We start from the raw sequence: 23,024 nt of genomic DNA, 5'->3' as shown, positions 1-23,024 counted from the left end.
AAACGGTTCGCATAGAATAAGTCGCGTTTGCGAATCCGAACAGGGGTTTCGACCGAGAGAGACGGCAACGGGACGCTCGACAAACGACGGACGTGAATCGTAACGGCAACGAATGGCCGTAAAAGCAACGCAAAAACGCAAAACCAACCCACGAAAACCCAGACAACCAGCAAACAATCCGAAGGAACGCTACGTATGTACGTCGATCCGAATCGTAATACAGAAGCAGGCAACCTTAAATGGATCCTGCCATACTGCAAACCCGACCTGCCACGAGTGGCCGGCGCGATAGTGCTGTTCTGCGTCAACAACACCATGGCGCTCATCATTCCGCTATTGTCAGGCCTCATCGTGGACCGTGTCATCGTGCAAGGCCAAGTCGACGAACTGACGCGACTGTGCATCATGATGATCGTGTTCACCATCGTGCGCGTCGCCTCGCGCTACGGCTACCAAATGTGGATGGAACGCTTCGGGCAGAACTCCGTATTCCGTCTCGTCAGCGACGAATACGAGAAACTGCACGAACTCGACTTCACCTATTTCAACCACACGCGTACCGGCGACATCATGAGCCGCATGACCTCCGACACCGATGCCATACGCCACGCGCTGAGCTGGGTGAGCTACCAGGTGCTTGACTGCGTGGTCATGTTCATTGGCGCGCTCGCCATGATGTTCACCATCGACTGGCGGCTCGCGCTCGCGCTCGCATGCGTCACGCCGTTCATTTTCATCCTTACGCGCGGACTCTCCACGCACGCAAGACCACTGTTCTTCGCCATCCGCAACTCGCTTGCCGAAATGAACTCAATGGTCGAAGAAAACATCGAAGGCAACCGCGTGGTCAAAGCGTTCGTGCGCGAACCGTATGAAACCGAAAAATTCGACAAACACAACGACGATTACATGCAACGCAACATGGACCAGGCCTACAACAGCCGCAAATACATGCCATGGCTCGACGGTCTCGGCTTCTCACTGCAGCTGATCACGCTTGGATTCGGCGGATTCCTGGTCATCACCGGGCGCATGACCCTCGGCAATCTCGTGGCGTTCAACTCCTACCTGTGGATGATCGACGGGCCGGTACGCCAATCCGGATGGCTGATCAACGACTGGCAGCGATTCAACGCATCCTGCATCAAAATCCGCAAACTGCTCACCGCTCAGTCACGTATTACGGAAAAGCCGGAAAATACGGAAAAACCGGGAGACAGCGCCGACGCGAATCACGCCAGCACAGCGGCTGCAACCGCTGCAACAACCAACACAACCCGCATCGCAGGCAGCATCGACTTCCAGCATGTCAGCTTCGCCTTCCCCGACGAACCAGACACCCTCGTGCTCGAAGACGTCGACTTCCATGTTCCGGCAGGCGCCAAACTCGGCATTCTCGGCGAAACCGGCGCGGGCAAATCCACCCTCGTCAACCTCATCTCCCGCTTCTACGACCCCACCGAAGGCCATGTGCTCATCGACGGCGTCGACGCGCGAGACTGGCCGCTCGCCACACTGCGCTCGCAAGTGTGCGTCGTGGCGCAAGACACGTTCCTGTTCTCCGACACCATCGGCGGCAACATCAGCTTCGGCGCAGGCGAACAACGCGAATACGACGAACAGTACATTCGCCGCATGGCCACCATCGCCGGCGCGGACGGCTTCATCCGCAGCATGCCGGAAGGCTACGATACCGTGGTCGGAGAGCGTGGCGTCGGCCTTTCCGGCGGCCAAAAACAGCGCCTGAGCCTCGCACGCGCGCTCGCCGACAATCCGTCGATCCTCATCATGGACGATACGACCAGCGCCGTCGACATGGAAACGGAAGCGGAAATCCAGCGCCATCTGCGCGAACTGGACGAACAGAAAACCATCGTCACCATCGCACACCGTATTTCATCGGTGAAAGATTCCGATCTGATCCTCGTGCTTGAGCATGGCCGCATTGTGGAGCGCGGCACGCATGACGAACTGGTGGCCGCGCACGGCCGATATTGGGAGATCTACTACAGGCAGCTCGGCTTGCAGGCGGGTCGTTCGCAAGGTTTCGAAGCGTAGGCGCGGGAAAGCAGGAAAGGGGGAAAACCCATGGCAAAACGTAACACATACCGCGAAGATGAAGAGCTGGAAGAACAGATCAACCTGCATGATATTCTGCGCATCGGCGTCTATGTAAAGCCGTATATGTCACGAATCATACGCATTCTTGCCGTCGTCGTCATGATGAGCTGCATTGCGGTAGTCGTGCCATATTTGACGAAAATCATGATTGACAGCGCGATTCCTTCGAAAAATCTCACCTTACTTGGTGAATTAACGGGGTTGATGGCCGTACTTATTGTGATGTATGAGTTTGGATTGCGTTATCGTACCGTCGAAATTACTCGCGTCGGTCAGCTCATGTTGAAAGACATGCGCCGCGATATTTTCACGCATATTCAGACGCTGCCGTTCAGCTATTTCGATTCGCGTCCGCACGGCAAAATCCTGATTCGCGTGGTCAATTATGTGAACACGCTTTCCGACACGTTGAGTTCCGGCCTGATCAATGTGATTTCCGACGTATTCACCTTCCTGATCACGCTGGTGGTCATGTTCGTGGTCGATTGGCGGCTTGCGCTGTTCAGCCTGGTGCTCTTCCCGTTCCTGATCGCGTGGGTGCTGGTATTGCAGCATTTCCAGCGCCGCGCGTATCAGATGTTGTCGAACAAGCAGAGCAATCTCAACGCGTTCATTCACGAGTCGATCACCGGCGTGAAAACCACGCAGACCTTCGCCCAGGAGGCGGCGCAGTTCAAAACCTTCCAAGAGCAGCAAGACGACGTGCGCACCTCGTGGATGAAGGCCGTGCATATCCAGTTCCTCATGTGGCCGGGCATTCAAACCATTTCCGTCATGACGATCGCATTCATCTACTATGTGGGCGTCACGGGCTTCGGCGCGGTGAACGTTTCCACCGGCGTGCTGATCGCGTTCGTTGGCTATGCGAATAATTTCTGGAATCCGGTGATCAGCATCGGCAATTTCTACAATCAGCTGATCACTTGTTCCGCATATCTTGAGCGTATTTTCGAAACGCTTGACGTGCAGCCGGAGATTCGTAACGCGCCTGACGCGACTGAACTGCCGCAAATCGAAGGACGCGTCGATTTCAACGATGTAGTTTTCCGTTACGAGCCTGACGGTCGCAATATTCTCAATCTGGTTGATCTGCATGTTGAGCCAGGCAGCACCGTTGCGTTGGTTGGTCCGACCGGTGCCGGCAAAACCACGATTATCAATCTGCTGTCGCGTTTTTACGACGTTGCAGAAGGTTCGGTCACAATTGATGGTCATGATGTGCGTTCTGTCACATTGGAATCGTTGCGTCGGCAGATGGGCGTCATGCTGCAGGATACGTTCATTTTCTCCGGCAATGTGCGCGAGAACATCCGTTACGGCAAGTTGGATGCGACCGATGCTGAGATCGAAGCGGCCGCGAAGGCGGTGCATGCGCACGAGTTCATTATGGATTTGCCGAACGGATACGACACGGTGGTGGAGGAGCGCGGTTCCACGCTTTCCGCTGGTCAACGTCAGCTGATTGCATTCGCCCGCGTGCTGCTGGCCGATCCGCGCATTCTGATTCTCGACGAGGCCACGTCGAATATCGATACGCGTACCGAAGAGGCACTTCAGGCCGGATTGAACCACCTGCTGAAGGGACGCACGAGCTTCATCATCGCGCACCGACTGTCCACCATAGAGAACGCGGACATGATCTGCTACATCGATCATGGGCAGATCATGGAGCAAGGCAACCACGCCGAGCTGCTCGCCAAGCGTGGCGCCTACTATCGCCTCTACGACTCCCAATACGCCATGATCAAGGTCTAAATGGGCTGATTAGGGCTTGGACTGATTGGCTTGAAATCAGCCTTCCTGCTAGCCGCTTGTCGTTTTTCGGCCGGCGGCTAGCCGCAAATTATCAGGTACGAGGCGGAAGATAGGGAAGTCAGAAAGCAACGCATGTTGCTGCGCATGAAGATGACGCGTGAATGCGTCGATGAAACAACGCGGGAAGGTTTGGTATGGCAGTAGAGAAGCCAGTTCTCACCCAGGAGCAGCAAGATGCGGTCGCAGCGCTCGCATCCACCAACGTGTATGCGAAGCAATCGAAATTCAAAACCTTCCGCGAGCTGCCGCCGAAAGACAAGTGGCCGTACTTCAAGCAGAACTTTCTGACCGATGTGCTGATCATTATCGCAGTGGTCGGCTTGGTACTTGCTTTCGTCATCTCGTATGTGACCAAAGGTCCCGAGGCCGAGCTGAGTCTTGAAGGTGTCGATATGGCGGAATATTCCGAACAGATTGATGCGTTGGGCGCTGATTTTGTGAAGACGCAAGGTATTGAAGACGAGCGTCTCGTGCGGACGGATGCCTCCATTGCGATTAGCGAGAATGCCGCGCAAGATGGTTCCGCATCGTTGACGGCTCGCGTTTCGGCAGGTCAGATCAACATGATTGTTGCCGAAGCCGATATTTTCGCCGAAGTCAATGATCGCGGCGACATCACCAAACCCGCGGAAGTGATGAGTGCCGCCGATCTTGAGCAGGTCAAGGATGCGCTGGTCGACGCCAAAGGCAATCCGGTTTCCGATGTGAACGACGCTGTCGGATTCGACTTGTCCCATTCGAAAACATGGACTTCCATGAAGGGACTGCCGAAAGAAGGGGTTATTCTCGGATTCAGCAATATCACGGAATCCAAGGATATGCCGATTCAATTCGTGGAATATCTGCAATTCGAGTAGGTATTTGCTGGTCTTCGAACGGTCATTTCAGTTGCTGAATATTTGCTGAATGTGCGTAGACACGCACATCGCGGTTGCCCCGTTTTCCGCTTAAGCTAGTGAGGGTACGTCAAACGATGCACGTCAACGGATAGGCGGCATTCGGAATTCGAAGGAGATGGCAATGGAGAACGGCAATATGACTCCCCTTGTTCCTCGGCAGGATGGGCGCCTTGAATGGGGCAATGGTGTGGTCTCCATGCTGTTTGACATTGCCGCCGATTCCCCCGTTCGCCTCTGCAACGTTGTAGGGCGCAACATGGTTCCGATCGATGGTCGCTTGTCTGACGATGGAAAGCCAGTGGTTGAAAAGGATCCGCGTCCGATTGTTGAGGTGTGTGCCGCCAATACCGGTTCGCAAGACAACCGACTGACGCTGATTGCCACAGTTGCCGGCAGCCAATTGCGATTCGTTTCCGCGCTTGCTTCCGAGCCTGAACCAGGTTCCGCCGATCCGTTCCGTTTGGAGATCACGCAGTTCGCGCCGTATGCCGATCTTGAACCGAAAGGTCGTGAATTCGAGCCGACGGCAAGCGAACGTGACGCAGCCGATTCCGCCGCGAATTCCGCGTCCGAGGCGGTTTCCGCCGATTCCAATGCAGGCTTGGTGGTCACTTCCGTATTCGAGGCGTTCCCGAATCTTTCCGCAGTGCGCACCTACACGCGTCTGCAGTCCGCCAAGCAACTGCCGATTGAAGCGGTGTCGTCGTTGAATCTGACCGTTCCGATGCGCGTCAACTGCGGCAAGGTGCATCGTTCGAATATTTTCTGGGGCGATGCCGCTTGGGCTGTGGAAAACGATTGGCGTGTTCGTCCGCTGCGTGACACTCAGGTGCGTAACCGCAACCAGAAAATCAATCCTGGTCAGTCTAGTTCGCGTTTTGCCATGAGCTCGACTTCTACATGGAGCTCGGGAGAGCATGAGCCGGCCGGCATTCTGCAGGTGGAAGGTTCGGTACGCCGCGCCCGCGATTTTTCCGTAATGTGGCAGATCGAGCATAACGGTCCGTGGGAGTGGGAAGTCGGCGAGGACGATCCCGGTCTGCACGTCACTGCGTTCGGTCCGGAATATAAGGATCATGGTTGGTTCACCAATCTTGGTGAAGGCAATGATTTCGAGTCCGTTCCTGTGTCGTTTGCCATTGCCGCAGGCGATTGGCAGCAGGCTGTTGCCGAAATGACGTTGCAGCGTCGTGCGCTGCGCATTGCCAAGGCTCGTGAGTTGGGGCGCGTCGATCAGTTCGAGCATACGCAGGGTCTTGTGATCTACAACGATTACATGAATACGCTGTTCGGTGACCCTCGTATTGAGAAGGAACTGCCGCTGATTGAAGGTGCGGCAAGCGTTGGCGCGGATGTTTTCTGCATTGACGCCGGCTGGTACGACAGCACCGACGGCGGCTGGTGGGACATGGTCGGCGAATGGCAGGCCTCCACCAACCGTTTCGGCGACGCCGGTCTGCGCGGTCTTGCCGACACGATTCGTGCTCATGGCATGGGCTTGGGACTGTGGCTCGAACCTGAAGTGATCGGCGTGAAATCGCCGCTTGCGAGCATGTTGCCGGATTCCGCGTTCTTCCAGCGTCATGGTGTTCGCGTGTGCGATTCGGGTCGTTATCTGCTTGATTTCCGTTCTCCCGAAGCGCGAGAGCATGTTACGCGTACTGTTGATCGTTTGATTGACGATTTCGGTGCGGTGTTCTTCAAGTTCGACTACAACACCATTCCCGGCGTCGGCACTGATTTGAATGCCGAGTCCGTTGGCGATGGCCTGCTCGAGCATTGCCGCGCATATGTGGATTGGCTTGACGATCTGCGTCGCCGTCATCCGGATGTGATGATCGAAAACTGCGGTTCCGGTGCCATGCGCGCCGATTACGCGCAGTTGTCCCGCTTGGATTTGCAGTCCACTTCCGACCAGTGCGATCCTCTGATTTATGCTGCGATTGCGGCTGGTGCAGGTATGACGATTCTGCCGGAACAGCAGGGTAATTGGGGCTACGCTCAGCAAGAGATGGATGATGAGACTGCTGTGTTCACGCTTGCTACGGGTGTGCTCGGCAGGCTGTATCTGTCTGGTTTCATCGATCGCATGACGGAGCCGCGTCTTTCGCTCGTTCGCGACGCTATCGCCTTACATCGTTGTGTACTTGCCGACCAGCAGCATATGGTGCCGTTCTGGCCGTCCGGACTTCCCGACTTCGACGGCGATTGGCTTGCCGTCGGCTTGCGTCATGTCGAAACGGATATGCGTGACGCGTATGTGTACGGCAAATCCGCTTGGAATGAGCAGGCTGCCGAGCAGAACGATCAGCAACCTCAGCCGGAAGATAAGCCCGACTACATCATCGTGTGGCGTCGCGGCGGCACACCGTCCGTGAACATGCCGTTGGATGCGGATCAAACCATCGAACAGGTGTTCCCGAATCCTGCCGAACCGGACCATGCGCCCAATGCCAAACCGTGGACTATCGAACGCATGGATCCGGAAACGGTTCGCCTGAACGCCGCCACCTCCAAGCAACCCTCCGCCCGCATCTTTGCCATTCGCCGCCGCGACTGATCGGGGCTGAGCCAACCAATCGCTGAAATGCCGTATTTCCGGCTATCGTGCGTTCCACTGCAATCGGGCGCGGAACGCACGATAGCTATATGATCGCGGTCGTGGATTCACGTTCGACCAACTGATATCCGATGGTTGCGCGGCTCGGCGGCAGCACCGTGCCTGCATCATTGGAATTTCCGGCATTGCTGGAATTATCATTCACTTCGCCGCGTTCGATCCGTTCGACAATCATATCGACCGCGAATTTGGCAAGCTGGTCGAGATCCACTTGGATGGTGCTCAGCGAAGGGGTGGCGTAGGTTCCGGAAGTCACGCCGTCGAATCCGATCACCTTCACGTCTTGCGGCACATGGATGCCATAGTCGGCGAGGCCGCGAATCACGCCGAATGCGGCGAAATCATTGGCGCAGCACACTCCGTCGAACGCGATTGCGGGAATCTTGTCGGTCGTTTCGATCGATCTGCCCGTAATCTTGCCGCTTGCATCGTTGAAATCGGCGGTTCCGGCCGTGCCTGTTTCGCGGTCTCCAGCACCCGCGCCGGCTCCGCAGCCCGTCCTTCGCGCCGCCATGATCCGTTCGGCGATCGCGTGCCCGGCGGTAATGCCTTCGTCGGAGCGACCGCCTTCGAACACCATGGTTTCGTCATATGGCAATCCTGCGTCCAGCAACGCCGCGCACGCTCCTCGAAGTCGCAATGCAAATGCGTTCTGCGCATGCGCCAACTCGGCGCGCGGCACGAACGTATGCCCGACAATCGCAATATTCCGGCATCCCTGGGCGATCAGATACTGCATCGCAGCGCGTTCGCCCTCCTCGTTGGGAAAATTCACGGCATCCACGGTTGGCGTTTCCTCGCATGCGTCGAGCAGTACGAGAGGGCGCCCGCCGTTGAGTTTGGCGAGCGGTAGATTCGTGCCCAATCCGGTGGCGTGCAGAATCTCACCGTCGAAGAGCTGCCCTGAGAACGGATTGCTGGTCAGCGCATGTTCGGCCGCGTCCGGCGAATACTGGGTTTGCTCGATGAACGGCGTGAATCCGCGTGAGGTGATCTCGCGGCTCAATGTTTGCGTCAGCTTCGAATAGAACGGCGAATCGAATTCGTTGACGATGATGTGAATAATGTTGCTGCGACCTGATTTGAGCATGCTGGCTGTCAGATTGATGCGATAGTCGAGTTTTTTCGCTGCTGCCAGCACTTTGGTCCGCGTCGATTCCTTGACGCCGGCTTTGCCGTGCAGCGCATTCGATGCGGTCATGGGGGAGACGCCGGCTTCCGCCGCCACGTCGCGCAATGTCGGTTTGCCGTTTGCCATGCACCGCTCCTTACAGCCAAGTTTTTCTGTAACGATATTATATATGATGATTTTCTGGTAATCGTTGAAATTTCAAAGAATCACCGATATCCTATCATGATTGTGATTTCTGAAATATGCTATAAAATATGTAACGGTACATATCTGAAGTTTTCCAAGATGATGAAGTCGAACAAGTAAGTCAAGGATGACGTCAGATACTGTAAACGGCACGCTTTTCTAACGTTGTACAAGGAGAAGGCAATGGCGACTACCGAGGATCTGCCAAAAGCATGGCGACCGCCAATGGGCTGGAACAGCTGGGATTCCTACGGCACCACCGTCACCGATCGGGAGGTCCTGGCCAACGCGCGCTTCATGGCCGACCACCTCAAGGACGCCGGCTGAGACACCCTAGTCATCGATGCGGGTTGGTTCGATCCCAACGCCCATGCGCACGGCTACTCCGACGGCACCCCGCTGTGCATCGATGCGTACGGTCGCCAGATTCCCGATGAGCGGCGCTTCCCCGAGCGCGGCCGGCGGTCGACCGATGACGAAACGCTGCCAGACAGACGTCGAATCGCAACCAATCGCACGTACCGCAACACCATCCAACCCAACAAACAACCAACACCATCCAAGGACACACCATGACCGACAAACTCATCGCAACCCTCAACAAGGCGGGCGTGCGCAACATCAGCACCGACCTGTGGGGCATCTTCTACGAAGACATCAGCTACTCCGGCGACGGCGGACTCAACGCCGACCTCGTACAGAACGGCGCATTCGAATACAATCGCGCCGACTCCTCCGACTGGAGCAACTACAGCTTCTGGCGCAAAATCGTGCCCGCCGGCTCCTTCGCAGCCTTCGACGTGCTCACCGACAATCCGGTAGCCGAAGAAAACCCGCACTATGCGTCCGTCGAAGTCGAACAGGCGCCGGCTTCGCTTGAAAATATCGGCTGGGACGGCATGGTCTTCCGTGCCGGCGAAACCTACGATTTCTCCGCATGGATGCGTATTTCCAGCAATTGCGAAGCTTCTGCACTTCCCGTCACCGTCGCTCTGATTGACGACGATGGAAATGCGATTGCAGAACAAGATATCACCGTCGATTCCAACGATTGGCGTAAGCAAGAGGTTTCGCTGACGGTTTCCGGTGAAAGCAATGCCATCGTTGTACATGAAGGCGCTTTGCGACTCACCTTCACCACGGAAGGTACCGTCGATCTTGATTTCGTTACCCTCGAACCACGCACCACCTACAACGGGCTCAAGCATTTCCGTCCCGATTTGGTCAAGGCGCTCGCCGACCTGCAGCCGCGCTTCATGCGCTTCCCGGGCGGCTGCATCACCCACGGTCTTGGCATGGATAACATGTACCACTGGGATCGCACCATCGGTGATGTTGAGCATCGGCCGCACAATTTCAACCTGTGGGGCTACCACCAGTCGTTCCGTATCGGCTACTACGAATACTTGTGCCTGTGCGAAACCATTGGCGCGAAGCCGCTGCCGGTGCTGCCCGCCGCCGTGAGCTGCCAGAACACCAGTCAGGGCCCGGTGCCGATCGCGCAGAAAGACATGCCGGCATACATCGATGAAGTGCTGCATTTGGTCGAATTCTGCAATGGCGATGCCGCGACCACCGAATGGGGTGCCAAGCGTGCCGCCATGGGTCATCCGGAACCGTTCAACCTTGAATATTTGGGCATCGGCAACGAAGATCTCATCGATGACGTGTTCAGGAACCGCTTCCAGCAGATCTTCGACGCGGTCAAGGCCACCTACCCGGATATTGTTGTGGTTGGCACGGTCGGTCCGGCTCCGAGCGGTCCCGACTACGAGGCTGGTTGGCAGTATGCGCGTGAAGCCGGCGTTCCCATCGTTGACGAGCATTCCTATCAGTCCTCCAGCTGGTGGTTCCACAATCTCGACCACTACGACACCACGGATCGTGAGGGCCCGAAGGTGTACTTGGGCGAGTATGGTTCGTGGAACACGCAGCTGATCAACGGTCTTTCCGAAGCGGCGTTCATGGGTCGCATGGAATTGAACGGCGATGCCGTGGTCATGTCTTCGTATGCGCCGCTGTTTGCCAAGAACGGGCATCACAGCTGGAATCCTGATCTGATCTACTTCGACAACGAACGTACCTACCTGCCGTACAGCTACTGGGTGCAGCAGATGTATGCCACCACCACGTCCGATACCGCATGGCCGGTCGCGGTGGAAGGCAAGACCACGCTGCGTCGCGAACTGCCACCAACCGTTGGCCTGCGCTTGGAAGGTGCCGCTCACGCCGACATCACCAACTTCAGCGTTGACACCGCTGATGGCCGCCATGTCGATCTTGAGGACTGCCATTACGCAGGCAATGGTCCGATGAACACGAGCCTCAACATTGACTCTGACGCCTACACCATCAACGCCACCATCACCTACTATCAGGGTCGTTGGGGCTTGCAGCTGGTCCACGGCGACATCAACGGCAAGAACCACAACATCACCTCCTTCGGTCGTGCTTTCGAAATCAAGGTGGTGCGCGACGGTACCGCCTACAATCTTGACGGCACCGAATGGTCCATGGACGAAGTGTTCCCCGGAACCGTGTGGCAGGTGCGCATCGAAGTGGCCGATCGCGGCGAAAGCATGAAGCTGTATATCGATGGAGAGCTTGTTGCACAGGGTGTTGAGAAGCCGGAAGAGCCCCGCCGTACCGTCACCGTGGCTCGCAATGATGCTGAAGGCGTCACCTACGTGCGTATCGTCAACGCGCTCGACGCTGAAGCCGAGATTGATCTGAACCAAGTGCTTGAAGAGCTTGGTGTTTCCGCGGAATCCCGCGCTTCGGCAACCGCCACCGTGCTCGCCGGAACCGACCCGTACGCCGGTGAAATCGGCAAGGCTTCGCCAACCGTTCCGGTTGAAACCGCAATCGACCTAACCAGCGGCGCCTACACCGCCCCCTCCTGGTCCTTCACCACCCTCACCCTCCATGACTAATCGCGGAAAGCGTTTCAGCGCTACGCCGCAAAACATATGGAGGTGCGTTGGTTAATCCCACTGCCATCGATGAATAACGCGGCTTCCGAAGCAAGACTGCCATCGAGCGTAGGCTGGAGGCATGAGCAAACACCATCGTGACCGCAGCTGGGCGCCAGCACCGCAACCACTTCCCGAGAACGCGCACGTCATCGACAACCACACGCATGTGGCGTCCGTCGTGCCGTTCTCGCGGGCCATGAGCCACGAAGCGCAAGAAAAAGGACAGCCGGAAGTCCCCGTATACAGCGTCGACGAACTGCTGAACCAAGCGCAACAAGTCGGAGTCGAAGGCGTCATCGACTGCGGATGCGAACTGCCGAACCTCATGACGGCCATCGACATGGCACGCGAACACCCCCAAACCGTGCATGCGGCCATCGCCATACACCCCAACGAATCCGTGCTCCACGGTCACCGCGGGGTGCCGGGCCCAGACGGGTTGCCGCTCAAATACAAGCCATGGCACGACACCAGCTTCGAAGACGCCATGGCCGAAGTGCACCGCCTCGCCACCGCCTACCCCAACCAGGTTGTGGCCATCGGCGAGACGGGCATGGACCTCTTCCGCACCGGAGAAGCCGCCAAAGAACTGCAGCGAGAAGCCTTCCGCGCGCACATCGCGCTCGCGAAAGAACTGAACCTGCCCATGCAGATCCATGATCGCGATTCACATAAGGAAGTCATCGAAACGCTGCTGGCGGACGGCGCTCCCGAACGGACCGTGTTCCACAGCTATTCCGGTGATGCCGAAATGGGTGAGATCGCACGTGAAAACGGTTGGTATCTCAGCCTTTCGGGCACATCCAGCTATAAGGGCAACGATGGTATTCGCGAGTCGGCGCGCATTGTCGGATTGAGCCATGTCATGGTCGAAACAGATGCCCCCTACCTAAGTCCGATGCCGTATCGGGGCCGCACCAACGCGCCATACATGATCCCCTACACCCTGCAGTCGTTGACGAATTATCTCGATAAACCGCTGACGGAAGTCGCGCAGGCAACGCGAAAGACCACGCGCGAAGTGTACGGAATCTGAACAAATTCCGAAAATCGACAGGACGGAAACGATTTATCCGAAAATAAGAGAGAGTAAGAGAAAGACAAGAGGTAAAATAGAAAAAAACCCACAGGAAGTTTACTTCGTGCGAGATCAAGAATCGCAAGAAACAATGTGAAGATTTGACAAGACTTCGTAAGGCTCCTAACGTGCCTTTTTGCGTTTATTTTGGGGAGTGGGTTGGAAGGCCCGCCACTTGGAGGTAGCGTTATGGCTAACGAGCCAAACGAGGATGAGCCGCTGTTTCACGCAGCCACATACACGCAGGCGCCGAAGGTTTCGCACAAGGTGCTGACTAAGGAAGAGCGACAGGTGCTGATCAAGCAGCACGAGGAGAAACAGCAGGAGGCCGCCAAACTTGACCAGGTGGCCAGCAAGGGTCCCGTCGGTCGTTGGTGGAGCCGTCTGCAATCCGGTCCAAACAGAATCACGCCCGCCATGGCGATCGTGGCGTTGGGCGTGGTATATGGCGATATCGGCACCTCGCCGCTGTACACCATGCAGACGTTCCTCAACGGGCAGGGCGGACTTGCGCATGCCGACCGCGAAGCCGTGCTTGGCGTGCTTTCGTTGGTGTTCTGGTCAATCACGCTTATTACCACCGTCAAATACGTGCTGATTGCCATGCGTATCGACAACAAGGGCGAAGGCGGCATTTTCGCGCTGTACTCGTTGGTTCGAAAGTACGGTGCATGGCTTGCGATTCCTGCCATGCTCGGCGGCGCCGCGTTCCTCGCCGATTCCGTACTCACCCCGGCTGTGTCCATCAGCTCGGCAGTGGAAGGCTTGGAGACGCTACCAGCTTTTGAAAAACTTTTCACTGAAAACAAGCAGCTGACCCTGATGATCACCGCGGCCATCATTCTGATGCTGTTCTCTGTGCAGTCGCGTGGCACCGAGCGTATCGGCAAGGCGTTCGGTTCGGTCGTGCTTGTCTGGTTCTCGTTCCTGGCGGTTGTCGGCTTGGCGAACCTCAGTCAGTATTGGAGCGTGTTCGCGGCGCTCAACCCCGTGTACGGTGTCAGATTCCTGTTCAGCAGCCATAATGCCGCCGGGCTTGCCATCATGGGTACGGTGTTCCTGTCAACCACCGGTGCCGAAGCGCTTTATTCCGACATGGGTCATGTTGGCCGTGGCAACATCTATTTCACGTGGCCGTTCATCAAAATCGCGCTTGTGCTCTGTTATTTCGGCCAAGGCGCATGGATGCTCAATCATTGGGATGATTCGGCTTACATCCGCACGCACGGTTTGAACCCGTTCTTCGAAATGATGACGCCCAGCGTGCGTTACGTGGCCGTCGTGCTTTCCGTGGTCGCGGGCGTTATCGCATCGCAGGCGTTGATCACCGGCGCGTTCACGATGGTGTCTGAAGCCACCCATCTGAACTGGATGCCGCATCTTCAGGTCCGTTACCCGGCCCGTACCCGCGGCCAGCTGTACATTCCTGTGGTCAATGCGGTGCTTTGCGTTTCCACGCTGTTGGTTTTGGCGCTATTCCGTGATTCCGAGCATATTTCCGCGGCGTATGGTCTGGCGTTGACCATCACCATGATCACTACCACCATTCTGCTTGCCGTCTACATCTGGCATTCGGGGCGTCGTATCGGAGCGGTCGTATTCACCGTGCTGTTCCTTGCGATCCAATTCATGTTCTTCTTCGCTTCCATGGCGAAGTTCCTGCATGGTGGTTGGTTCACGATGCTGCTTACCTTCGCGATTCTGCTGGTTATGTACACGTGGAACGAAGGCACGAAGCTGGAACGTGCGCAGCGTCGCCATATGCAGCCCGCCGAATGCCTACCGGTGCTGAAGCGGTTGCATGATGACGATACGATTCCGTATTTTGCCGACAATATCGTCTATCTCACGTCGGATCCGGAGACGAAGCGTATCGATACCGATATCTTCTTCTCGATTTTCGCCGACCATCCAAAACGTGCCCGCGCTTGGTGGGCGGTTTCCGTCGAGACTGCCGATGAGCCGTTCACCCGCGAGTATTCGGTTGAGAATTTCGGTACGGATTATATGTTCCGTGTTCGCATTCGGCTTGGTTTCAAGGTTTCTCAGTCGATTCCAGCTTACATTCATCAGATCATGAACGATTTGTCGAAGTCGGGGGATCTGCCGAGGCAGGAAAGCCGCTATCCGAAGCTTGATGCTGATCCGAATATCGGTCCGATTCGATATGTGCTGATACACAAGGCGCTTATGCCTGAGTCGAAGGTGTCGCAGCGTGGCGCGATTTCTTTGGAAGTCAAGTATGCGATTCGTCATTTTGCGGGATCTCCGGTCAAATGGTTCGGCCTTGCGCCTTACAATCCGCTGATTGAGATACAGCCGCTGTTCCTCGCGACTCAGCGTCCTCCGCGGCTAAAGCGTGTGTGAAACAAGCCGTGAAACGGGCTGCGTGATGATGGCGATCGTATCTGCCATCGTCGCGCAGCCCGTTTTCGTAGGGCATTTTGTAGGTTTTTGCATGGTCTTATCTCGAAGAATCGTTGGAATCACGCTGTTTTTCGCACGCTATAAGCAATGTCGATAGCCATATGCGCGCGTTGCATTACAAGCCCTGTAGAGTAATCAACCATGTGCAGATTACTTGGATTCGCGGCAGCCGGAAGCAACACCAGTCTCAATGGCGTGCTCGGCATGCAGGCCGTACGCGATTTCCGGAATCTGAGCGAAATCCACAACGATGGCTGGGGCTCCGCGCTGGTCACCGTGCCGAGCGAGTCGCCGTACCTGCGTGACGGTGGCGCTCCCACCCCGGAAACCGGCACCGCCGTCTACAAGAACACGATCGCAGCCCGACATGATCCGATTTTCGACGAGCTTGCGAACACTCCGGCTCGTGGAGGCCTGTGGCACCTGCGTTTGGCCAGCTCGAACCTGCCGCTGATTCTCGAAAACCAGCAGCCGTTCTACGCCAACGGATTGAGCTTCATCCACAATGGCGATATTTCCGACGATCAGGGTCGCAACATCATCACCAACCGCGCGTTCCCGGTCGATCCCAACATCGTGCAGTCCACTGGCGGCCGTTCCGATTCCGCCATTTTCTTCGCAGTGATCCTGCAGTACATCGGTTTTGGTTTCGCACTCGACGAGGCGGTCGCGCAGGCGGTGCGCGAACTGCGCAAAAGCTATCCGAAGTCCAGCTACAACTGCATGATCCAGAGCCAAGACCAATTCATCGCTCTGTGCGCGGCCGGTCGTGAGGTCACGTCCAAGCGCATTGTGGAAATCTATGACCAGTACGGCCGTGGCGACCAGGCGCATGACTATCGTGTGATGCGCTATCGTACGCTCGGTGAATCCGAAGCGGATCAGGCTGCAGGCCAGCCGAAGGGCGTGGTTGTGGCCAGCTCCGGTTTCGATCAGTGTGCCGAAGATGGCTGGACTCGTTTGGAAAACAATCAGATGATCGTTGCTTCCAACCGTACCGGCGCATTCCGTGTGCGTTCCATCTGAAATCCGTAATCTGAAATCCGTATTTCGGAATTTTTCGGCTGAAACTTTCATCGGGGATTTCCAGTTTTTTTTTCGACCGGATTCAGCATGCGGCAATCGTCATACAGCGCCTAAGATAGGCGGTATGACAACCGGATATATTCCTACACTCGCCCAAGTTGACGAACTGCATCGAAAAATCGCGCAATCGCAAGCCGCATACGATTTGATTCACGGACATTGCGTAGTCGTCGCCGACATCGCACGTCGCATGGCACGCAGGCAGAATGCACTGTTCACCCGCCGCTGCACACTACCGGACGATGCCCCTGAAAAAGCGGGCGATTTCGGCCTTAGGCTTACGCAAGACGGCAATGGAAGCGAATCGTTCGGTATGCTTCGCATCCCCTCCATTCCATCATCGGACGGGCTTACGGGTGGGACCGTTCCGCCGAGGCTGATCGACGAGCATCTGGTGGTGATCGGTGGTCTGCTGCATGATATCGGCACGTATTTTCTGCTCAAGCAAGACGGTTCCGACGGTGGACCGCTGAAATTCGACGGTCCGAATTACGTGCGGCATGGGCTTAAAGGCTACGAATATTTGTTGAATGAGGGTGTTGACGAGTCTATCGCGCAGTTCGCGCGCAACCACACCGGTGTGGGACTCACCAAAGAAGCGGTGGAATCGCAAGGATTGCCATTGCCTCCGGCTGACTATGTGCCCATGAATCTTGAGCAGGAAGTGGTGATGGTGGCCGACAAGTACAACAGCAAGTCGATTCCGCCGAAGTTCCTGACGGCCGAAGCCTATGCGCGCAAGGCGGCCCGTTTCGGCGAAAGTAACAGGCGCGAATGGCTGCGGCTGCTCGAACGATACGGCGTGCTTGACGTCACGCCGCTCGCCGAGCAGTACCACATGCGTATCGTCGAGTAGGGCAGACCGTTTCCAGAACACGCAAGCCCTTTGGAATTTGGCTAAAACCAGAATTCCAAAGGGCTTACCTATGGGCGCACGAAAGAGTCTATGTTCGTGCGCCCGTTGCAGTAGGCGGCTAGTCGAGTTCCACGCTGTGCTCCATCGCATCGGCGATCTCCGGATTGGTGGTCACCACGATGATGGCGCGCCTGCGATCGGCATCGCGCTTGAACTTCTTCAACAGATCCAACACCACGGCCGCATCGTCGGCATCCAATCCAGCGGTCGGCTCGTCGGCGATGATCACTTCAGCCTCGCAGCTCAGCGCACGAGCGATGGCCACGCGGCGCTGGTTCAGTTCGCTTACTTCGCCGACTGCCAGGCCGGACGTCACTTCGGCGAAGCCCACGCGCTTGAGCAGTTCGCGGGCGATCACAGGCTTCGGCTTGAGGAAGTTGCGGTTCGACGCATCCATGGCGTACAGTACATTGCTTTCCGCGTCGAGGTCGGGGCGGAAAGCGAAACGTTGCGGAATGAATCCGATGCGGTGTCCCAACATTTCGACCGGTTCGACGTCGCTCAGGTTGGTGCTTTTGTGCATCACGTTGCCGCGGTCCGTGCGTACCATGCCGACCATGGTGGCCAGCAACGCCTGATGCTGTTCGCGATCCTCCGCGTCCACGAGCACCGCATGCGTGGCGCCCGCATGGAACGACAGCGATAGGTCGTCGAGAATATTGCGGCCGGTCTTGCGATTGATCACGGTCACATGATCGAGTGCGAACGTCGGATTCGCTTTGAAGAAAAACGCATCCTTCTTGCGATGATGCTTGATTTCGCGGTCGAGCTGTGAGGAGACGCTGGTTGCGGAATCGGCTTTCACCATTTCATGTGATTCCAGCACGGTCGGTTCGTCGGAAGAACGCAAGGCAAGCGTTTCCCTCACCTGATTCGCATTGTTGGCGACCACATCCGAACCATCCGCAGTATCAGCAGCAGTTGCAGCGTCATCTGCAACTTCAGTGGTATCTGCATTATCTGCAGATACCACAGCATCGCCGTCGGCAGCTACTGCAGTATCGCCATCGTTTACATCGTCGGAAATTTCCGCGCCGTCAGTTGCGGCAATTTCGATATCTGCATTGTCATCGTCGTATACCACCGCAAAATCGATGGATTCAATGGAATCAGCGGAAGATGCGTCAGCTGCAATATCGTCAGTCGCAACATCATCGACGGTCTCGTTTGATGCGGTCTCGGCAGTCTCGTCGACCACGGTCTCGTCGAGGTTCTCGTTCTTATCATTCATGTTGTCGCTCATGCCTTCACCTCCGAGCGTTCCTCAAACAGTTGGTTCAGGTTGAAGCAGGCCACGCGCGCGAATGCCACGATGCCAAGCACCAGGCATGCGCCCAAGCCGTACCAGATCACGTTCCACACCGAAGCGGACGTCATCGACACAGGCTGCCCGCCGGCCCATGCGGTGCCGATCGGCTTCGCCAACAGCGCGCCCGCAACCAAACCGACAATCCAACCCGGAACCGTCATCATGAACGTTTCCAGCATGAACTGCCATCCCAAACGGCCCTTGGTCACACCTGTGATCATCGCCATGCCGATCTCATCGCGGCGGCCGCCAATCGCAGCACATGCAATCAATGCCAGCAAAGCGATGCCACCGACAATCGTCACGGCAATCAGCATGATGCGCGCTGCCGAAGCGGCGGAATCAAGCGGCTCGATCGACTTCTTGTAAGCGGTAAGCGACGGCGAGGTGATCTCGTACGTCTTCGTGTCCAACTTGGCCTTCTTCACCAAGCGCACGAACGTGTTGTAGGTGGAAGGATTCGCCAGCGAGAAGATGATATTCAGATTCGGAATGGCCCATCCCGTGGCCTCCGTCGTGTCAAGCCCGTTCTTGGCGAAGTTGATATACGTCGTGTAGATCACGTTCTCACGATTGTCCTTTGCGTATTTCGCGTCGGATCCGTTGCCTTCCGGCACGTCGCTGTCGTATTCGTAAATGCCGCGCACGGTGAACGTGTATGTGTCGGAAGCCTTCGACGGATTGCCGACCGTCACTTTGTCGCCGACCTTGAGATTGTTCTTATCGGCCAGCGCCTGCGAAATGAGTACGCCGTCGCTCTGCGTCTTATAGCTCAGATGCTTGCCTTTGACTACCTTGTAGTAGCCGTAGTCGTTGATTTTCGCGGCATCCAACGTGTAGAACGCCTGCAGGGTCAGGTTGCCGCCGGTCTTGTCTTCGCTGGTGTCGTTTTTCGCGGCGATCGCCTGCAACGACTTGCTTTCGCGCACCGGCACCGATGTTGCCAACGTGTAATTGAAGGTCACGTTGTTGCTCTGTGCGGCCGTTGCATACGTGCTGTACTTTTCCCACGTCAAATACTTGTCGGTATAGCTGGAATCGGCACCGTCGCGCTTGGCTTGTGTTTGCGCGTTCGGCCGAATCACCGCCGTGGCTTTTTGCGACTGGTATGTTTCATTATTGGCGGTGTCGTCGGCTCGAATCACTGCCAAGTCCACGGCAGCCGAGAAAGACACCAGTAGTGCGAGTAGGGCGATCAGCGCGGTGCGCCATTTGACGCGACCAAGCGCCGCCCATGCGTTCTTGAGAACGAACATGCGGTACTTCTCCAGTTCTCTGTTATAGCGCGCCGGCGCATGCCGACGTCAGCGTTGGCCGGGACGCGCGCTCCGCAGCAAGGCAGGCCCGTAGCGCATGATGCGTCCCGTGCAATCATCTTGGGCTTCCAACGTGATTGTTTTCTTGCGCAACACTGTTATACCCCTGCATGAAGTCTGAATGATTCCTGAAAAGTGATTCCAGAGAATAAGCGTTGAGCATGGTTGCGGCACTCGCTACGATGGAATCGATGACTTCCGAACAGATTACGAATACCGGTTCCGTGTCGGGCGATTGTGGCTCGGCTCAGGCTCGTGCGCGAACTCATGTGCAGGCTTATGTGCAGACTCAGGCTCGGCAGAATGGCTCGGCCAAGGATGGTTCGGCTACGAATGGTCCAGCCAGGAATGATTCAGCCAAGGGCGGTCCGTCCGGGCAGAAACATGGCCTGCAGCGGTGCCACGCGATGCTGCGTCCTGCATCGCGTCACGCGTTATTGCCGTGGCTTACGTCGATTATCGGCGTCGCGTCCGCACTATGCCTGGTGATTGCGTGGTTCCCCTCCACGGTGTGGAATACGCCGATCGTCAGCAGCGATGCCCCCGCGCATTACTATTTCATTCACCGTCTGCTTGACGAGGGATTGGGGGCGGCTCTGCATTTGTGGCCGCATGATTCGTTTTATCCGCCGTTGTTTCACATCTGTGCTTACCTTGTGATTAAGATCGCGGCGCTGTTCGGCGTGCAATGTTCGATCTACGCGGCATTCAATATCACGTGGATCATTGCTTCGGGCGTGATTTTCCCTGCCGGAATGCTGGTATTATGCAGGTATTTCCTGCAACGTTGGAATCGCGGTAATCCAATTTCCAATCCAATTTCACGTATTTCTCAAGCATCGTCTACGCCTGAATCGTCGTCCGTATCTGAATCGTCGAATGTTTCAAATCAGCAGGTATCGTCAGCTGTGAATCGGCAATATAACGTCACTTTCGACGCTACTTTCGTTCTGCAGAATCTGATTGGACTGTTCGTGCCCGTGCTTGCCGTCAGCTCGGTGTGCCACCCGTACGGACTGCTGAATGCCGGTCCGCTGATCGCATTCGGTTTCGCCACGTCGCTGCTGCCGTTCCTCATCGCCGCCACATTGCGCTTGTTCGATGCGATCGCCGCGCGCGAGCATATAGCAAAATGGCTTGCGATCGCTGCTGTCGCAGGCGTGGTTTGCCTCGTTGCGCACCCGCGTATCGCATTCACGTATGCTCTGATTTTGGTGCCGTTCATTGTGCTGCGCTTGCCGTGGAAGCTGATTCTTGGCGCGTTCATTGCCATGTGCGTCGGTGCGGTGGCGTTTGTGGCGTTGATGCTGACGTCGTTCAAATCGGACCGTTGGGCGAATCCCGATTCCTGGTTCCATAGCCATCAGCCGTCCAAGAATTTGTGGGAGTCGATTTCGTTCTGTCTCACGGATGGGCTTGACGGTTTTCCTGCGATTCTGTTCGCACTGTTGCTGATTGCGGGAACTGCGGCCGCTTTCGTTTGCGCTTCCCGCCGCGCGGCTGCGCGTGCTTCGGATTCGTTTTCGTCGGCTGCTTCCACTGTGGTTCCCGTGGCTTCTGCTGATGTCGATGTTGATGCTTCGACTTCTGATATTGCGGTTTCCGCCGCTGATTCCCCGGTTTCCGTTTCCTGTCCGCCACCTGCGTCGCACTCCAACGCCACTGATGCCGCGTCCGCGTCGTCCGAATCATCTCGACTTCGTCGCAACGATCGCCTGCGTGACGTGATTGCGTTGACGGCCGCATTCCTGCTGGTCGCGCTGGTGTATGTGTGCACGGTCACGCTGGTCGGCGCGTTGCCGAATATCATCAGCGCTCCGTGGTATCGCGATGAAAACCGTATTATGACCATGCTTCCGCTGGTCACGCTGCCGCTGCTTGTCATTGGAATCAACGCTCTTGCCGAATGCGTTTCCGCGTGCGCCGCATCCGCTTCTTTCGCTCCTTCTGCATCGTCCTTTTCCACGAAGAATAGTGCTTCTTCCGTTCCTTCCCTTTCTTCTGCGTCTGCTGTTTCTTCCGTGAAGAACGCTTCTTTCGCTTCCAATTGGATCGTCCTAATCGCCGTATTCCTTGTGATTGCGATACTTGCGGTTTCCGCGCAGATCGTATGCCCATCGCGTTCCGCGGCTCGCGACACGATCATCGCGCATTCCAGTCTGAACCAAAGCGACCCCAACGAGCAGCTCACCGAGCAAAAGATCGCTGTGCTGCGCAAGGTCACGAAACGTACGGGCACCCAGGCCACCATCATTTCCGATCCGTTGAACGGTTCGATGTATGCGGAGACGCTGTTCAACGCGAACATGCTGTATCCGATCATCAATGCGCGCACCGATGTGCCATCCGCTCCGTTCGGCAAAGTGGAGACCGCGTTTGCTTCCGGCGATGCGCAGCAGGTGCTCGGCACGGTATGTCCGCTGACCGACGCTCCGGAATACTTCCTTACGATGGGCGACCAGGCGCAGAGTCTGCAGTCATTCCCGTATCGCGCCCAGTACGATTCCTTCCACAATGAGGAATTGATTGATACGTATGTGGATGGCGGCACGTTGGTGAAGGTTGCCGATTATTCGCAATACGGCCAGGGTTGGGCCCTCTACCGTTTCGGTTGCACCGATTAATCGATTTTTGGCTGCGCTGCCTTGTTCTGCCGTCGCTTGCACGCGCATATGCAAAACCGCACTTTCGATCAGTTGAGATCTGAATGTGTTCAGGACAACGATCGGCGGTGCGGTTTCGTTTATCTGCTTTCTTCTGTTTCTCCTATTTCAGCTTTCGGCTGGGAGGTTTTCTCGGATGGGTTGGCTTGGGGGATGGGCCGTAAACGGATAGTGTGGTTGCGACACGCCCGGATGTTGGTTTGCGGTGAGGTGTTTCAGGGTTTTCCGACGGTCTTTCGCTACGCGATGGCGTCCGCAGCCCGTTTTCCCGTGTTTTCGACACGCCGACGCTTTCCAGTGTTTGCAAGGGTTCGCGTCTTGTCTTGTCATGCCCGATTTGCGTGGAATGGGATTGTGCTGTAGGTTTATCTCTTGCTGCCGCTCGGCGAGTGGTTCCCCGGTTGGGGTGCCTCGAGGCGGGTGAGTGGTGGTGGTTTGAGAACTCAAGAGCGTATTTGTACTACTTCTTTATAGTCAATGA

General features: G+C 56.5%; 15 protein-coding genes. 11 read left to right on the top strand and 4 right to left on the bottom strand.

What is annotated here, in order from left to right:
- The first annotated feature begins 195 nt into the window (after positions 1-195).
- The 4 genes from KSY55_RS08065 (at position 196) to KSY55_RS08050 (ending at position 7,395) form a co-directional block, all read left to right on the top strand.
- A complete protein-coding gene (locus KSY55_RS08065; RefSeq protein ID WP_004223442.1) occupies positions 196-2,058 on the top strand; it encodes an ABC transporter ATP-binding protein in 1,863 nt (620 codons plus the stop codon).
- Positions 2,059-2,088: 30 nt separating this feature from the next.
- Positions 2,089-3,876, top strand: a complete 1,788-nt coding sequence (locus KSY55_RS08060) for an ABC transporter ATP-binding protein (protein WP_217749677.1) — start codon at positions 2,089-2,091, stop codon at positions 3,874-3,876.
- Positions 3,877-4,070: 194 nt separating this feature from the next.
- Positions 4,071-4,793: a hypothetical protein gene (locus KSY55_RS08055; RefSeq protein ID WP_217749678.1), complete on the top strand. Its 723-nt coding sequence runs from the start codon at positions 4,071-4,073 to the stop codon at positions 4,791-4,793.
- 163 nt (positions 4,794-4,956) lie between these two features.
- Positions 4,957-7,395 carry a glycoside hydrolase family 36 protein gene (locus KSY55_RS08050; RefSeq protein ID WP_217749686.1) on the top strand — a complete coding sequence of 813 codons (2,439 nt, stop codon included), beginning with the start codon at positions 4,957-4,959 and terminating at the stop codon, positions 7,393-7,395.
- 85 nt (positions 7,396-7,480) lie between these two features.
- Here the strand turns inward: KSY55_RS08050 and KSY55_RS08045 are convergent, their stop codons facing one another.
- The gene (locus KSY55_RS08045; RefSeq protein ID WP_126016625.1) at positions 7,481-8,713 is read right to left on the bottom strand and encodes a LacI family DNA-binding transcriptional regulator; all 1,233 of its coding nucleotides are present in this window, start codon (positions 8,711-8,713) and stop codon (positions 7,481-7,483) included.
- A gap of 243 nt (positions 8,714-8,956) precedes the next feature.
- Here KSY55_RS08045 and KSY55_RS09145 point away from each other — a divergent pair, with 243 nt between their 5' ends.
- Entirely contained in the window at positions 8,957-9,100 is a 144-nt protein-coding gene (locus KSY55_RS09145; protein WP_022245600.1) for a hypothetical protein, read from the top strand.
- 6 nt (positions 9,101-9,106) lie between these two features.
- On the opposite strand, the gene KSY55_RS09140 is transcribed toward KSY55_RS09145, so the two are convergent.
- Positions 9,107-9,322 (bottom strand): hypothetical protein, encoded by a 216-nt coding sequence (locus tag KSY55_RS09140; RefSeq protein ID WP_254881890.1) that lies wholly within the window; start codon positions 9,320-9,322, stop codon positions 9,107-9,109.
- A gap of 23 nt (positions 9,323-9,345) precedes the next feature.
- On the opposite strand from KSY55_RS09140, the gene KSY55_RS08035 reads away from it, so the two are divergent.
- The 5 genes from KSY55_RS08035 to KSY55_RS08015 all read left to right on the top strand — a co-directional run bounded on the left by KSY55_RS08035 (position 9,346) and on the right by KSY55_RS08015 (position 17,195).
- The gene (locus tag KSY55_RS08035) at positions 9,346-11,706 is read left to right on the top strand and encodes an alpha-L-arabinofuranosidase C-terminal domain-containing protein (protein ID WP_004223420.1); all 2,361 of its coding nucleotides are present in this window, start codon (positions 9,346-9,348) and stop codon (positions 11,704-11,706) included.
- 121 nt (positions 11,707-11,827) lie between these two features.
- The gene (locus tag KSY55_RS08030) at positions 11,828-12,784 is read left to right on the top strand and encodes a TatD family hydrolase (RefSeq protein ID WP_217749679.1); all 957 of its coding nucleotides are present in this window, start codon (positions 11,828-11,830) and stop codon (positions 12,782-12,784) included.
- Positions 12,785-13,015: 231 nt separating this feature from the next.
- Complete coding sequence (locus KSY55_RS08025) at positions 13,016-15,193, top strand: KUP/HAK/KT family potassium transporter (RefSeq protein ID WP_004223414.1); 2,178 nt, start codon at positions 13,016-13,018, stop codon at positions 15,191-15,193.
- A 201-nt stretch (positions 15,194-15,394) separates the two neighbouring features.
- Positions 15,395-16,279, top strand: a complete 885-nt coding sequence (locus KSY55_RS08020) for a class II glutamine amidotransferase (RefSeq protein WP_004223410.1) — start codon at positions 15,395-15,397, stop codon at positions 16,277-16,279.
- Positions 16,280-16,403: 124 nt separating this feature from the next.
- The gene (locus tag KSY55_RS08015; protein WP_004223407.1) at positions 16,404-17,195 is read left to right on the top strand and encodes an HD domain-containing protein; all 792 of its coding nucleotides are present in this window, start codon (positions 16,404-16,406) and stop codon (positions 17,193-17,195) included.
- A gap of 118 nt (positions 17,196-17,313) precedes the next feature.
- Here KSY55_RS08015 and KSY55_RS08010 read toward each other — a convergent pair whose 3' ends face one another.
- Together KSY55_RS08010 and KSY55_RS08005 are read right to left on the bottom strand one after the other, a co-directional pair.
- On the bottom strand, positions 17,314-18,498 hold the full coding sequence (locus tag KSY55_RS08010) for an ATP-binding cassette domain-containing protein (protein WP_217749680.1): 1,185 nt from the start codon (positions 18,496-18,498) through the stop codon (positions 17,314-17,316).
- A complete protein-coding gene (locus KSY55_RS08005) occupies positions 18,495-19,820 on the bottom strand; it encodes an ABC transporter permease (RefSeq protein WP_117612427.1) in 1,326 nt (441 codons plus the stop codon). The genes KSY55_RS08010 and KSY55_RS08005 overlap by 4 nt, the downstream gene beginning before the upstream one ends.
- A 251-nt stretch (positions 19,821-20,071) precedes the next feature.
- Between KSY55_RS08005 and KSY55_RS08000 the strand changes: the two genes are divergently transcribed.
- The gene (locus KSY55_RS08000) at positions 20,072-22,504 is read left to right on the top strand and encodes a DUF6541 family protein (protein WP_254881889.1); all 2,433 of its coding nucleotides are present in this window, start codon (positions 20,072-20,074) and stop codon (positions 22,502-22,504) included.
- The last annotated feature ends 520 nt before the right edge of the window (positions 22,505-23,024 follow it).

Origin of the sequence: Bifidobacterium sp. MSK.13.1 (assembly GCF_019131435.1) — a bacterium.
Taxonomy (GTDB): domain Bacteria; phylum Actinomycetota; class Actinomycetes; order Actinomycetales; family Bifidobacteriaceae; genus Bifidobacterium; species Bifidobacterium pseudocatenulatum.
This window is presented reverse-complemented; position numbering and strand designations above follow the sequence as displayed.